The organism is Fictibacillus tiangongensis, assembly GCF_048083785.1.
Lineage (GTDB): Bacteria > Bacillota > Bacilli > Bacillales > Fictibacillaceae > Fictibacillus.
In genome coordinates, this window is sequence record NZ_CP182294.1 from 2366677 (window position 1) to 2381467 (window position 14791).

Here is a 14791-nt window from a genome sequence, read left to right on the forward strand (position 1 = left end):
GATAATCTCTTATCTACAGTTATTGTACCTCTTTAAAACAGTGTGTTCCAAGTGGCTTGTCCAACGATTCCGTCTACAGCTAGTCCTTTTCTTTTTTGATAAGCTTTTACAGCTGATTCTGTTTGTGGACCAAAGTTACCATCTGCTGAAATATTTAAAGCACGCTGTATTCTGCTTATGTTTGCTGAGTCCGTTGAACCTCTTTTAATTACATATCCTGGATAAGGAACTACAGCACTTCCGTTTGAGTTACTTGATTTTGGCGGTGCAGGTTGAGTTGGTTTGGTTGGTTGCGTTAAAACAGCATTAAGTTTATTTAATGTGTTTGGGCCTGCAATTCCATCAACCGTCAGATTGTATTTTCTTTGAAATGATCTAACGGCGTTCTCTGTATTTGGACCGTAAACGCCATCTGCTGCAAGAGAGTAACCTGCTCGTTTAAGTTTGTTCTGAAGATCTCTCACTCTTTGACCTGTGTCCCCATTTTTCAGAATACTATTATTAGTCCCTGGTGTTGGTTGAGGTGAAGGTTTCGGTGCTGGTGTTGGAATTGTTTGATTGGATATAGAATTCTCCACATCTTTTAGGAACTGATTAAAGGTGATTCCATAACGATTCAACGCGTTATCGGGATCGGTTCTTCGCCCTGGATCTAATTGTTTGTGGCTCGCGATCTTTTCTTGTGGTCTCCAGTTGTAACTTTTACAAAGATAACCCCAGAACCAGACATATCTTCTATACGCTTCTTGAAAATTGATCCCGCCTCCCCAGCAGAGTTCAACACCAATCGCTGCATCATTTGATTCTCGGCCAAAACGCACGTTGTCTAACTGAGTTCCATACTGAACATGGTATGCTTTTTCATCAAGCGGAATGATCACAAGGATCTCTTTATCATCTATAAAAACATGAGCGCTCGCACTCGGTTGTTGGTTGTTAAAATAGTTTCGGTTGCTTCTGGCCGAAGTTCCTGGATTTCCTGTATCATGAGCTACTCCAAAGAATGGCCCGTCTAGCTTTGTACCTGGTCTTGCATTACCTAACTTAATATAGTCATATGTGATTGAATATGACACAAAAACATCACTCCTTTCTATAGGGTATGTAGAAAGAGAGTGATTGCTTGTACATATGGGGTTTTTGTGCAAAATTTAGGTTTCGCAAGTAATACTGTGAGGTTTTTTAAAATAGTTGATTGTAGGGTGGGCACGTATACTTCCATCGAAATATTGTTGATAATACCACGAGGTTGGACGATAATACGGCGAGTTTTCACTATATATCAACGAGTCGGCAAATCACGACAACCTCACCACACTAAATACCACTATGAGTCCCGAATATCATTCACACTCTACCAAACTCAAAGACAACAAAAAACCGTAACTGCATGCGTTACGGTTTGGCTCTTAGCTATCTTTTCTGAGTCAGCTTCTTCTCTTTTTGGTTCATCCGCTTCTTACCTTCTCGACAGATGGAGAGAAGTGGACACTCTGGGCAGTTTGGATTTTGTGCTTTGCAGTGATATCTTCCAAAGAAGATCAATCTGTGATGAGTAGCGCCCCAAAGCGATTTTGGAATCTTCTTCATCAATGTTTCTTCTACCTGCAGGACAGAGTCTTTCCATTTGCAGATGCCTAGCCTCTTCGAAACCCGTTCAACGTGCGTGTCGACTGCGATAGCAGGAACGTCGTAAGCGACAGATACTACAACGTTTGCCGTTTTTCGTCCTACACCAGGCAGTTTCGTCAGTTCATCTCGATCTTTCGGAATCTCTCCTCCGTACTCGTTTATAACGAGCTCACTCAGCTTTTGGATGTTCTTTGCCTTGTTTCGGTACAGACCGATCGACCGGATATCGTCCTGCAGCTCTTCTATCGTAACGTTCAGATAATCTTGCGGTGTTTTATATTTTTCAAAAAGCTTCGGTGTGACTTTATTAACGAGTGCATCCGTACATTGCGCAGACAGAAGCACCGCGATCGTCAGCTCGAACGGGTTCGAGTGGTGAAGTTCGCAATGAGCATCTGGAAACATATCCTCGATCTGCTCTAAACAAAATTGAATCTGTGCTTTGTTTAACACGTTTACGTAACCTCCTGTTATAAAAAGAAAGACCTTAGCGTATAAGGCCTTTTCATGTATTACGATTCCAGCCAGTTGTATTGGGGCCGTTTGATACCAGTATCGTTACGAGGCTGCTCTTGTATCCCCGTTCTTTGCAGCTGTCTGACTCTAAATTTTTCACCATACGTTTTAGCTGCTTCAGTAGTTGTAATGCCATTTTTCTTCCACTCGAATAAAATACGATCAATATATCGGAAGTTCAGCTTTCCAGATAAAACGGACTCTTTTAACGCAGAAAGAATCAACTCTGGAGATTGCTGATCTTCGTCCATCCAAATCTTAAGTGTTTCAAGCTCCATCGGAGATAAAGGACGACCAAACTCTTTTTCGAATCGAACAAACACGTTCTGTTCCTGATGCTCCTTATGTACCTCTTTTTTCTCCTGCTCTTCTTCTTTCAAGCTTTGAAGAAGTCTGTTCCAAAGTGGCTGAAGCGTGTAAGCCTCAAAATAGACGCCTTTTTCTTTATCTTCGAACTGATCCATGCCAAGCACACCTCTGCCGATTAGTGTTCGCAGCATAGCAGACACTTCGTCACTCGAAGCGGACATCCGTTCAGATAGCTCGACAGGTGTCGGAAAGTAGTTTCCTGATTCTATAAAAACATGAAGCTGTATAAACAACATGCATTCGTTGTCTGATAGACCGATCTGTTTGTACGTTTTCATTAACATATTAGGGATGCTGATTGATCCTTCAGCCATCCATCGTTCAAATAAATTACCGTTCATCACTAAAACACCTCTTGCTACATTATAGCATAAATAACTAGCTTTTTTATTTTCACTGTACTGGTGAATGTTGAGAAAAAAGCAGTTTTTAAAGTTCATGAACTAAGACTAGGCGCTTGTCGAAATTTGCAGAACGGCCTTTATTTTCTTTTTTTGACTTAATTGGGTTCGATTTTGACTTAATTTTTTTATTCTAGACTTAATTGCATCTAAAAACGGCTTAATTCTTACTCAGTACGACTCAATTGCACGTTTTTCCCCACACTTACTACACCTTCTAAAACAACAAAAAAAATCTCCCCGCATAACAGGGAGATTTTAAAATTTATTAAGGATATAGACGGTTCAATAGACGTGGGAATGGGATCGTTTCACGAACGTGCTCCGCTCCAGAGATCCATGCTACTGTACGCTCTAATCCAAGACCGAACCCTGAATGAGGAACGCTTCCGTATTTTCTAAGTTCTAAGTACCATTTGTAAGCATCGTCAGTTAAACCGTGCTCCTCGTAACGCTGCTCCATAAGGGCAAGGTCATCGATACGTTGGCTTCCACCGATGATCTCTCCGTATCCTTCAGGAGCGATAAGATCTGCACAAAGTACAACATCTTCACGGTTAGGGTCTGGCTTCATGTAGAACGCTTTGATGTCTTTCGGATAGTTCGTGATGAAGACAGGTTTGTCGAAGCTTTCCGCGATCGCTGTCTCGTGCGGCGCACCGAAGTCGTCTCCCCAGTCGATATCGTCAAATCCTTTTTCTTTTAGCATCTTGATCGCATCGTCATAAGAAACGCGAGGGAAAGGCGCTTTAACGTTCTCTAGTTTAGAGATGTCACGTCCAAGTGTCTTCAGCTCGTTCTCACAGCGTTTGATCACAGATTGAACGATGTGTGAGATGAACTGCTCTTGAATCTCAAGGGATTCTTCGTGTTCAACGAAAGCCATCTCAGGCTCGATCATCCAGAACTCGATCAAATGACGGCGAGTCTTCGATTTTTCTGCACGGAACGTCGGACCGAACGAGTACACTTTTCCAAGTGCCATCGCTGCCGCTTCCATGTAGAGTTGTCCACTTTGTGAAAGATACGCATCTTCTTCAAAGTACTTCGTATGGAACAATGATGTCGTTCCTTCAGCAGAACTTCCTGTTAAGATCGGAGGATCTACTTTTGCAAAGTCGTTGTTGTAGAAGAACTCGTTAACGGCATGAATGATCTCGTTACGGATCTTTAAGATCGCGTGCTGACGCTTAGAACGAATCCAAAGGTGACGGTGATCCATCAAGAACTCTGTTCCGTGTTCTTTCGGTGTGATCGGGTAGTCTACAGCTTGATGAAGCACTTCAACATCTGTTACTTCAAGTTCTACACCTAGAGCTGAACGCTCGTCCTCTTTAACCGTACCCGTTACGTAAAGACTGGATTCTTGCGTAAGTCCTTTTGCTTTAGCAAAGATCTCATCACCAACTTCACTCTTTACGACAACACCTTGTACGAATCCAGATCCATCGCGAAGCTGTAAGAAAGCGATCTTACCTGAAGAACGCTTATTAGAGAGCCAAGCACCGATCTTTACGGTCTTGCCTACGTGTTCACTAAGCTTATTAATCGTTGTTTTCACTCTGTGTACCTCCACTGTACGTTATCAATATCTACCAAAAAAAATTATGAAGGAGAACTTTCTAAAAATCAATCATTACTTGCGTTTTGAGTTGATAAAACGTTCGATGCGATCTAAAGCTTCCATAATCGTATCAAGGCTCGTTGCATAAGAAAGTCTCACGTTATCAGGCGCACCAAATCCTGAACCTGGTACTAAAGCTACTTTTTCTTCTTCTAAAAGAGCTTCTACCCACTCATCAACAGAGTTGAATCCTGTCATGCTTACCGCTTCTGTAGCGTTCGGGAACAGATAGAACGCACCGTTCGGTTTTACACATGTGATGCCAGGAATCGTGATCAGACGGTCGTACACTTTGTTCATGCGCTCTTCAAACGCTTGACGCATCTCTTCAACAGGTTCTTGTGTGCCGTTATAGGCTGCAAGTGCACCGTGCTGAGAGGTAGTTGTCGGATTTGATGTACTATGACTGTCTAAGTTCGTCATCGCTTTGATGATCTTAGCGTCACCTGCTGCAAAACCAATTCTCCAGCCGGTCATCGCATGAGATTTAGAGAGACCGTTGATGATGATCGTCTGTTTCTTAAGTTCAGGTGAAAGCTCTGCGATCGACGTGTGCTTCACTCCGCCATAAACGAGCTTTTCATAGATTTCATCAGACACGATCAACACATCATGCTCTAGACAAACTTCACCGATCGCACGCAGTTCATCAGCCGAATACAGAGATCCAGTCGGATTGCTCGGTGAGTTTAGAATCAGTGCCTTCGTTTGTTCTGTGATCGAATTTTTCAAGTCTTCAGCTGTGATCTTGAATCCATTCTCTTCTTTTCCTTCTAAATAAACTGGCGTACCGTCTGCGAGTTTCACCTGCTCAGGATAGCTCACCCAATACGGTATAGGGATAATCACTTCGTCTCCTTCATCAAGGATCGCTTGAAAAAGAGAATACAACGAATGTTTCGCTCCTGTACTAACGATGATCTCAGACGTTTCATACGTTAACCCCTGATCTTGCTTCAGCTTGTTTACGATCGCTTTTTTCAATGATAAAAGTCCACCGGAAGCCGTATATTTTGTGTGTCCTTCTTTCATAGACTCATAAGCCGCTTCAATAATATGTATCGGTGTATTAAAGTCAGGTTCACCTGCACCTAGTGCGATTACATCGTGCCCTTCTGCCTTTAATTGGTTTGCCTTTGCTGTGATTGCCAGAGTTGTTGAAGGAGTCAATGCCTCCACACGTTTTGCAAGCTTCATACTACTAAATCCCTCCACGTTTTTATTCATCTGATTTCTATTGATCTGATTCTTTCAGACGATAGATCTCGTATCGCTCACCACTTTCAAAATAACCGTAAAAATACGTGTACCGATCCTTCGTGTCGTAATAGACCACTTCCCATAACGGAATGCCGTCTTCCATCCCTAAACGGCTGTCGACGATCGTCTTCGCATCATGGTTCTGTTTTACATAATTCAGGATCTGTTTCTCTGAAAGTCCTTCTTTCGCGTTCAAAGAGGTTACCTTTTTGTCTTTATCGACCCAAACGATCTTGTTTGTGCCTTTTTTATCCTTGCCTTCTACTACATAATACGTCTCATTCTTGTAAAAGTGATCCACATTCGTAATAGAGACGAGGTCCTCTTCTTTCTTCGCGATCTCAACCGCTTCAGCTTCTTTTTTAGCTGGCTTTGCTTGAACACCATTAAACAGATAATAAGCTTGCCAGCTTGCTAAGATCAGAATGCCAATAATAACAAGTATCCACTTTTTTCCCATATTTAAGCCTTCCTATGTGCGATAGATCGTAAAAATCATCTTATTTTTATTTTCGTCATCTAACGCGAGTCCAAACATTAAATCTTGATGCTTTAATGTTTTGTTCAGTTCAGATACTACTTTATACAAGTCACTCGACTTGTCCACCTTTAGCGTCGAAAGAACTTCAATTTTGCTTTCCACGGTTCTTCCTCCTCTTACATCGATCTTTTCCTTGTTTACTATAGCAGAAAATTAGCGAAAAAGGTACTTTAGAATCCTTTAATAAGAAGGAAAAATGACTTTGTTTTCGACTTACTTTGTAAACTAGCTAGCTTCCTTTAATGAGAAATAAACATAACGAAACCGACCAGATATAAATGATGGTCGGTCACGAATAGAGATGATCATTTTTTTGAATCGATTTTTACATTTACCGGAGTGATATCAAGAATGACATTCACGAAAGAATAATCGTCTTTCTGCCCATCCGTATATCCCCAATAACCTTCTGTTTCTTCGTTCTTACGAAAGTTCAACTCAAATCCTTTTCCGTTATTAAAACTGTAGCTTTTTACATTCTCCGCTCCAGCATTATCAACTAGATTGTAAGAGATGAATTTGTTTAACATACCGTGTGGACTCAATACACCTGAATGAGGCGGGACGATATGTTCGTAATACTCGTAACCCTTCGTGCTTTCTTTCTTCTCGTTAATGATTATCTTCTTCGTTCTTAGATCGAGCATGTCTCCTTGATTGATCCAAGATAGTTTAATATTCTTAAATTGGCTTTGCCCAAGATCTGGACTTTTTAGCTGTTGAGACAGATCGACTAACGTTACGCCACCTCTTCCAACAACTTCTGCTTTTTTCTCTTCGTTATATATGACAAGGGCCGTGTCTTCATCTATACCATATGATAAATTCTTAGGTTCACCTTTTTCATCTGCCACCGCGATCAATCGTCCAAGACGTGCTTTGTTATCAAAGTGCTGATCAATGATGCCGTGTTCAAAAAACCCGAGCCCTCGTTCTAGATAACCAGGTCCTCCCTCTTGTTGCAGCATTCCGTCATACGTATTCGTAAACCCTGATGCTAATGTATCATGACTGCCTCCACCAGCAATCATTACATCAGTCATTATCGCTGCCCCAGCACTCGTTCCACCAAGCACTGCTCCGTTTCTATACGTCTTCCAAATCGCGTTCAATACTTTTGAATTTGTTCCGTTCTTGTTCAATAACGAATCTGTGATCTTTGTCTGATCTCCACCTACAAACCATACCGCATCTAGTCTCTCAACATTCTTTGCAAGTTCTTGATCGTTCTTATTTAAATCAGCCCATTTTGATTCATCGTCCGGTGTTTTTTTGTCGTCAGTTACAGCAAGAGGAAGAATCTCAATATTCTCTGGTAACATCCCGTATCGGACGAGGTCTTCTTTAAATGCCTTAGATGTAACTAAACTAGAGCTTGCAGCAGGTATGATTCCGACTCTGGAATCTCCTTTTTGTTTAGCAAGATCAATGAACTTATTATACACGTCCTGATTGCTGCTTCCTAAAGCACCTCCAACAATCAACAGGTTTCCTTTAACCGGTTCCGAGCGATCGATGACTGGAGGCATAAATGAAGACTTTTTGTACTCAGTGAATGCATTCTCGTTCTTTTTGAAACTTACCTTTTTAGGGGCTGCATCAAAAGCAACGTTTGTAAAAGAATAATCGTCTTTTTGGCCGTCTTTATAACCCCAATAGCCTTTTGTGTTTTCCGTTTTTCTAAAAGTAAGCTGAAATCCTTCCCCTTTAGAATCGTACAAATAACTTTTCACAGCATCCGTTGTCGTATTATCAATCAGGGAATACGAGAGATATTCTTTCAACCTTCCATAAGAAGTAAAAACTCCTGTTGCATCAAGTGGCCTGAATTCGTAATACTCATATTCGTTCGTCTCATCTTTATGATCGCTTATGAAAAATTCTTTAGTAGAAACATTCAAGGCATCGCCTGAAACGAGATGGCTGATATAAACATCTTGAAAATGTGCTCTATCAGAATCAATCACCTTCGCACTACTAACATCAACAACAGATACGCCGCTTCTTCCGACTATCTTTACTGTTCGTTGTTTGTTGTTCACGATAAGAGCCGTATCTTCATCAACACCATAAGCAAATGGTTTCTTTGATTTCTCTTTTAGAGCTGTCATCACCAATCTGCCAAGACGTGCACGTTCATCAAAATGCTGATCTACAATGCCATACTTAAAGAATCCGAGCCCTTTTTCAAGATGCACTGGTTCGTATTCTTTACCTGATTTCAGGTTATTCTTCATAACAAATTCTTTGTTTAGTGCGCCTAAGCTGTCACCACCCGTAATCATCACTTCTCTCATGATGGCTGCACCAGCACTCGTTCCTCCTATGACCCCGCCTTCCTTATACATCTTCCAAATCGCGTCTAACGCTTTCGTCCTATGCCCATTTGGTTTTACTAATGTATCTGTAATTCGAAGCTGATCTCCACCAACAAACCAGATCGCACTATAATTCTCAATCTTTTTGGCTATTTTTTTGTTGTTTGCGTTTTTTTTCCATTTTGATTCATCTTCTGGCGTACCGCTGAAATCTTGATTTGCTAGAGGAACGATCTCGATCTGATGCTCATGTAAACCATATGTAATGAGATCTGTTTTAAAACTTTGTGAAGATTTTAAGGAACTGCTTGCTGCCGGTATGATTCCAATTTTGGCCTTTTTCTTACCTCCAGCCAGGCTGATAAATTCGTTATACACTTCCTTATTGCTACTGCCTAATGCACCACCTGCAATCACAAGGTTTCCTTTCCAATCGTCCTTGCTTTTAGCTGAGCTCATTGTTGGCAGTGTCAGTGATAGACCAAGCGTCATTGCCAACGTTACTGACATCCATTTTTTGTTCAAGATATTATTTCTCCTCCATTCATAGACATCTCTTCAAAAAATCTACTTCTACAAGAGAATCTAAAATATTTTTTGAAAATTCATTTAATTTAATGCAAGATACATGCCAAAGAGGGAAAGCTTGTCTATCAACAAAAAGCTGTGAGCCAAGTTTGTTTGGTTATTATTAGGAACATATAAAGAGCCAAAAAAACGCCCTAAAAAAATAAGAAACGTAACTATTTGGTTTCAAAAAGAAAATCATCTCTAGTAGAAAGAGATGATTGATTTTTAAAGTTAATGCCCTACAAATATTTTTTTAAGCCTCTACTAACAGAACCATCAAAGCCTTCTCGTTCAAAGAACTGATGAGCTTTGTCTCGCTTTGAACTACTCAAAAGCATGATTCTGTGACAGTCGATCGAACGTTTGTTATGAATGCTGTTGACTTCCGCTCCAGGTTGCACGCTTTCCATGGGGCGAACGTTGAGCCTCCTGCCGCTTTGCGCCATTAGGAGACTCCACCTGACCGCTCGTCCCATAGGAGTCGGCAACCTTACGCTCCATTCAACTTTTCAATGAAGAAACAAGTAAGAATCTCAATCAACAAAAAAAAGAAGAAGCAAAAAATCTGCTTCTTCTTTCATTTTATTCCATCCAATCATCCAGTTCTGATACGAGTTCATCGATCGGTTTGATCGATACCGGCAGCTTTGGCAGCGATTGAATGAAGGATTTTCCGTATCTTGTCTCGATCATTCTTCGGTCGAACACGAACACGGCACCTTTATCTCGACTGCTTCTTACCAAACGGCCGAATCCTTGCTTAAAGCGTATGATCGCTTGCGGAAGAGAAAGGTCATAGAACGGATTTCCGCCTTCTGCTTTCAATTTCTCACTTTTCGCGGCCATCACAGGCTGATCTGGCGGTGTAAACGGAAGTCGGATGATCACGAGGCAGGAAAGATCGTCACCTGGAATATCGATTCCCTCCCAAAAACTGTTCGTCCCGAACAGTATGCTGTTATCAAATCGCTGGAAGTTCTTTGTGAGACGCGCCCGGCTTCCAGAGTCAACGCCTTGTGCGATCAATACGAACTCTTCGGCATCCATCAAACTTTTAAACGCTCCATGTGTCTCTCTTAACATCTCGTACGAAGTAAACAGAACGAGCATGCGTCCTTTCGTTACTTTCGCGATCTCGTACAGAGAAGACGAGATTTTTTTAACGAACGTTTTTTGATCCACTTCATTAATGAGCGGAATGTCAGTTGGCACCATCAGCTTCGCTTGTTGTTCATATTGAAATGGTGAAGGCAGCTGTGCGCTGATCGGACCAAAGTCTAAAAGTCCAAGTCTCTCACTCAAATAACGGAAACTGTTTTTCACACTCATCGTCGCAGAAGTGAGCACGACCGAGCTCTTCTTACCAAAGAACTTATCAGCTAGAATCTGATCGATCTCAACCGGCTTCGCAAAGAGTGTAACTGCATGTCTCGGACCTTTTGATTCTGCTTCCATCCAGTATACTTCTTCAGATAACGGGCAAGACAATAAGTGATGAAGATCTGTCATCTCATCTTGCAGATCGTTTAAGATGCCTTCTAGATCGACTAAGAACCCTTTTTGCTGGACTGTTAGATGTTCTTCGTACTGATCAAAGCTCTTCAAAACACGTTTTACAGGTTTCACAAGATCACCCATAAACTGACGTGCGCGTGCTTCCATCTCTAAAACTGGTTCCCAAGCGGCAGCTTCGATATCCTGTTTTGTATAACGTAGCGTTAATTTCGTTAACTCTGTGGAACGAGATGATTTTGCTTTGCGTAAACAGATGTTCTTGATCTGTTTGAAAATCTCATCAAGCTCATTCTTCACATCAGAAAAAAGCGTATCCCAATTGGCGAGATGATGTTCGTATTTTGGAACCTCAAGAAGATCACAGATCTCCTTAAACGTATTCATCATTCCGTCTCCATCCGTCTGCGATAGACGATCTAAGAGCTTAACGAATGAAAAATAATCCGTCTCTTTTCCAAAATGATCGCTCACAACTTCTTCTACATGATGCGCCTCATCCAAGACAACTTCTTTATAAGCGGGCAGCAGTTGATTATCAGACTTTAAGTCAGTAAACAACAAAGCATGGTTCGTGATCACAAGATCTGATTCATGAGCGGCTCTCCGCTGCTTGTGATAATAACATCTGGAGAACCAAGGACATCTATGGTTCAAGCAAGAATTGGCATCACTTTTGACCGTGTTCCAAAACAGCTTTCCGCCTGACGCCATCGAAAGTTCTTCTACATCCCCTGTTTCCGTTTCTGTAAGCCAGACGATGAGTTGCGCTTTTGTGAAATTCATATCGTAGTTGTCATCGTGATGATCCATCAGCGTATGTTCAAATTTTCTTAAACATAGATAATGATTTCTTCCTTTAAGAAGAGTCGCTGTAAAATCAAACGGCATAATTCTTTTCAACAGTGGAACATCGCGTTCTAACAGCTGTTGCTGAAGCTGGACGGTGTGTGTAGAAACGACAAGCGGCCGGTCTTTTTCCTTCGCATGCCGAATACCCGGTATGAGATAACCGAGCGATTTTCCTACACCGGTTCCCGCTTCAATCACAAGGTGCTGATTCGTATGAAGTGCCTCGTCCACGAGTTCGACCATTCTCTCTTGACTTTTCCGCACTTCATAATGCTGCATATGCTGCTGCAGCTGATCATGAACTTCTTCGTCTTTAAACTCTGTAAAATCATCGTCTGAAGATTGTACGAAATCCGGTCTCTTTTTTAGAGCAAGCTTTCGGTAAAAATCATATGTCTCTTCATCAGCTAAAAAAGCTGACTTTTCCGCGATCATATCACCTACGATGCTTTCTAAAGAACTTTGAAGTTTCTTTAGAAAAGGTGTGAGCCTCTCAAGTGTTGCGAGCGGAAGATTTTCTAGCTTTTCTAGTAGATGAATCAAAAGTCTTGCCGTTACTTCTGCATCACTGTCAGCTTGATGCGGGTTAAGGTGTTCTAACCCTAAATAATCTGCAAGCATCCCTAGCTGGTAGCCGTCTGCTCCTAAAAGAAGCAGTCTTGACATCTCAACCGTATCGATCAGCGGCATGGATAGCCGCGAATAGCCAGCATGGTCTAGTTCACCTTGCAGAAACGAATAATCAAACATAACATTATGCGCAACAAAATAAGCTCCTTCCAACATCTGAAGGAGCTTTGGTGCCACTTCTTCAAACAACGGGGCATCTTTCACCATTTCATCGTTGATGCCCGTCAATTGCTCAATAAATGGGGGGATGGGAACGCCTGGCTGGATGAACGTCGAGAATCTGTCCGTTATCTGTCCTGCCTCAACGGCGACCGCTCCGATCTGGATAATTCGGTCTCCTTTTGCTGCTGAATTTCCTGTTGTTTCAAAATCGATAACGACAAATCGCCGTGTCATAGCCTTCACCTCATTCCCCTGTGGCTGGTTTATATCGAATCAATAAATAGTAGCCTCAGGTTCAACTCCGAGCATCTCTTGTACACGATTGCTCTTATCCATAATCGCAACTTTCGGTACATGATGTCTTGCTTCGGTCTCATCATACATTCCGTAGGAAATAACAATAACAACATCCCCTTCTTGCACGAGACGTGCTGCAGCGCCATTCAAGCACATCACACCAGATCCTCGTTTACCAGGGATAATATACGTTTCAAAACGTGCACCATTATTATTATTTACAATCTGAACTTTTTCGTTCGGAATCATATCAACAGCATCCAAAATATCTTCATCGATCGTGATGCTGCCAACATAGTTTAAATTAGATTCAGTCACCGTGGCACGGTGGATCTTGCCTTTCATTAACGTACGGAACATGTTTCTTCCTCGCTTTCTTCTCTGCTTAAAATGTTGTCTAAGATGACATTATCAATCAAGCGTGCTTTGCTGAATTTTACAGCTACAGCAATGATCAACTTTTTCGATTGGGGTGCAGGAGGAAGAAGTTCAGGATACGAAAGAATCTTGCAATAATCTACAACACCGCTCGTATGTTCCTCCAAGTATTTTATCATCTTTTGTTCGGTCTCACCACTATCACCCTCTAAAAGCCATTTTTTCGCTTTTATTAGAGATTCACTAAGATGAACCGCTTCTTGTCTTTCACTGTCAGACAGATAGATGTTTCTAGAACTCATCGCAAGTCCATCAGCCTCACGCTTCGTCTCACATCCGATCACCTTTATCGGGAAGTTAAAGTCTTCAACAAGACCTTCAATAACAGCCACTTGCTGCGCGTCTTTCAATCCAAAATAAGCGTAATCGGGCGAAACGATATGAAAAAGCTTCGTTAATACTGTCGCCACACCGTCGAAATGTCCTATTCGGCTTTCCCCACATAGCGCATCCACTCGTTTGTTTACAGAAATCGTAACGATTGATTCTTGGGGGTACATCTCTTTCGTATCTGGGAAAAATAACATATCTGCTCCCGCTTTTAACGCTAATTTCTGATCGCTTTCAAGATCCCGGGGATATCTGTCAAAATCTTCGTTTGGCCCGAATTGCAGCGGATTAACAAAGATGCTGACAACGATCACATCAGATTCTTTCTTCGCACGTTCGATCAAGGATAAGTGGCCATCATGCAGATATCCCATCGTTGGTACGAATCCTATTATCTTTCCAGCTCTTTTTTCATCAGCGATCCGTTTTTGCATGTCTTTTATAGAATTGATCTGTTTCACGATTGAACTCCTCCGTACAGAGAATGAAGCGTTTCAGCTTTCATATTAAAGCTGTGGCTTTCTTCTGGAAACTGCTCTGTCCTAACGTCTTCTTTATATTTCAAAAGTCCTTCTACCATGACATCCTTCACGTTTCCATACGTTTTCACAAACTTTGGTACATGATGAAAACCGTAGCCGATCATATCGTGGTAGACGAGGACCTGCCCATCTGTATGTTTACCAGCACCGATTCCGATAACAGGAATTCTTAATTTTTTTGTTACGATCTCAGCCAACTGCTGCGGAACGCATTCTAAAACGATCGCGAACGCCCCAGCTTTTTCAAGCAACAGACTCTCTTCGATCAGTCGCTCTGCATCTCTTTCTTCTTTTCCTTGAACACCATAACCGCCCATCACACCGACCATCTGCGGTGTGAGGCCGAGATGTCCCATGACAGGAACTCCAGCGTCAGTCAACCGTTCAACAGTCTGAACGATCTGTTTGCCGCCTTCTACCTTGACTGCAGAAGCACCGCTTTCTTGAAGAATTCTTCGTGCGTTGTTCAACGTTTCATCGATCGAACCGTGATACGTCATAAACGGCATATCCGTTACGATAAACGTGTTGGGCGCGCCGCGCTTTACCGCTTTCGTGTGATGGATCATATCTTCCATCGTCACAGGAATCGTTGAATCATAGCCAAGCACGACCATGCCAAGAGAATCTCCGACTAACAAAAGATCCATCTCCGCTTTTTCACAGATAACGGCAGTCGGATAATCATAAGCCGTTACCATCGTGATCTTTTCGCCATCTCTCTTCATCTTAAGAAAACTTTTAGTAGTTTTCATCATAAAGCCTCCCTGTTTTTATTTTGACTTCTTCTAATGCAG

13 protein-coding genes and 1 pseudogene are annotated in these 14791 nt (G+C 41.9%); all 14 read right to left on the reverse strand.

The window, feature by feature from the left end:
- Nucleotides 1-32: 32 nt before the first annotated feature.
- Nucleotides 33-578 (reverse strand): peptidoglycan-binding domain-containing protein, encoded by a 546-nt coding sequence (locus ACNJYY_RS12745; RefSeq protein ID WP_416731864.1) that lies wholly within the window; start codon nt 576-578, stop codon nt 33-35.
- Nucleotides 576-1076: pseudogene (locus ACNJYY_RS12750) on the reverse strand (N-acetylmuramoyl-L-alanine amidase family protein); the annotation flags it as partial. The pseudogene ACNJYY_RS12750 and the gene ACNJYY_RS12745, both read right to left, overlap by 3 nt.
- Nucleotides 1077-1413: 337 nt before the next feature.
- Complete coding sequence (gene nth, locus ACNJYY_RS12755; RefSeq protein WP_066395588.1) at nt 1414-2085, reverse strand: endonuclease III; 672 nt, start codon at nt 2083-2085, stop codon at nt 1414-1416.
- 59 nt (nt 2086-2144) lie between these two features.
- The gene (locus ACNJYY_RS12760; RefSeq protein ID WP_416728815.1) at nt 2145-2858 is read right to left on the reverse strand and encodes a DnaD domain-containing protein; all 714 of its coding nucleotides are present in this window, start codon (nt 2856-2858) and stop codon (nt 2145-2147) included.
- 328 nt (nt 2859-3186) lie between these two features.
- On the reverse strand, nt 3187-4479 hold the full coding sequence (asnS, locus tag ACNJYY_RS12765) for an asparagine--tRNA ligase (RefSeq protein ID WP_197221194.1): 1293 nt from the start codon (nt 4477-4479) through the stop codon (nt 3187-3189).
- Between the two features lie 75 nt (nt 4480-4554).
- Complete coding sequence (locus ACNJYY_RS12770) at nt 4555-5739, reverse strand: pyridoxal phosphate-dependent aminotransferase (RefSeq protein WP_416728816.1); 1185 nt, start codon at nt 5737-5739, stop codon at nt 4555-4557.
- Between the two features lie 37 nt (nt 5740-5776).
- Nucleotides 5777-6262 (reverse strand): DUF5590 domain-containing protein, encoded by a 486-nt coding sequence (locus ACNJYY_RS12775; RefSeq protein WP_416728817.1) that lies wholly within the window; start codon nt 6260-6262, stop codon nt 5777-5779.
- A 12-nt stretch (nt 6263-6274) separates the two neighbouring features.
- Nucleotides 6275-6445 (reverse strand): YpmA family protein, encoded by a 171-nt coding sequence (locus ACNJYY_RS12780; RefSeq protein ID WP_082820684.1) that lies wholly within the window; start codon nt 6443-6445, stop codon nt 6275-6277.
- Between the two features lie 203 nt (nt 6446-6648).
- On the reverse strand, nt 6649-9186 hold the full coding sequence (locus ACNJYY_RS12785) for a cyanophycinase (protein WP_416728818.1): 2538 nt from the start codon (nt 9184-9186) through the stop codon (nt 6649-6651).
- Nucleotides 9187-9470: 284 nt separating this feature from the next.
- Nucleotides 9471-9677, reverse strand: coding sequence for a hypothetical protein (locus ACNJYY_RS12790; RefSeq protein WP_416728819.1), 207 nt, complete (start codon nt 9675-9677; stop codon nt 9471-9473).
- Nucleotides 9678-9813: 136 nt separating this feature from the next.
- Complete coding sequence (gene dinG, locus ACNJYY_RS12795) at nt 9814-12621, reverse strand: ATP-dependent DNA helicase DinG (protein WP_416731865.1); 2808 nt, start codon at nt 12619-12621, stop codon at nt 9814-9816.
- Between the two features lie 39 nt (nt 12622-12660).
- Entirely contained in the window at nt 12661-13044 is a 384-nt protein-coding gene (gene panD / locus ACNJYY_RS12800; protein WP_416728820.1) for an aspartate 1-decarboxylase, read from the reverse strand.
- On the reverse strand, nt 13029-13913 hold the full coding sequence (gene panC / locus ACNJYY_RS12805) for a pantoate--beta-alanine ligase (RefSeq protein ID WP_416728821.1): 885 nt from the start codon (nt 13911-13913) through the stop codon (nt 13029-13031). Before panC ends, panD begins: the two co-directional genes overlap by 16 nt.
- Nucleotides 13910-14749 (reverse strand): 3-methyl-2-oxobutanoate hydroxymethyltransferase, encoded by an 840-nt coding sequence (panB, locus tag ACNJYY_RS12810; RefSeq protein ID WP_416731866.1) that lies wholly within the window; start codon nt 14747-14749, stop codon nt 13910-13912. The genes panC and panB overlap by 4 nt, the downstream gene beginning before the upstream one ends.
- Nucleotides 14750-14791: the final 42 nt, after the last annotated feature.

Coding starts and splice junctions, on each gene's coding strand:
- ACNJYY_RS12760 (WP_416728815.1), bottom strand. CDS start 2,858: ATGAACGGTAATTTATTTGAACGATGGATGGCTGAAGGATCAATCAGC.
- ACNJYY_RS12790 (WP_416728819.1), bottom strand. CDS start 9,677: ATGGCGCAAAGCGGCAGGAGGCTCAACGTTCGCCCCATGGAAAGCGTG.
- panD (WP_416728820.1), bottom strand. CDS start 13,044: ATGTTCCGTACGTTAATGAAAGGCAAGATCCACCGTGCCACGGTGACT.
- dinG (WP_416731865.1), bottom strand. CDS start 12,621: ATGACACGGCGATTTGTCGTTATCGATTTTGAAACAACAGGAAATTCA.
- ACNJYY_RS12770 (WP_416728816.1), bottom strand. CDS start 5,739: ATGAAGCTTGCAAAACGTGTGGAGGCATTGACTCCTTCAACAACTCTG.
- panB (WP_416731866.1), bottom strand. CDS start 14,749: ATGAAAACTACTAAAAGTTTTCTTAAGATGAAGAGAGATGGCGAAAAG.
- ACNJYY_RS12775 (WP_416728817.1), bottom strand. CDS start 6,262: ATGGGAAAAAAGTGGATACTTGTTATTATTGGCATTCTGATCTTAGCA.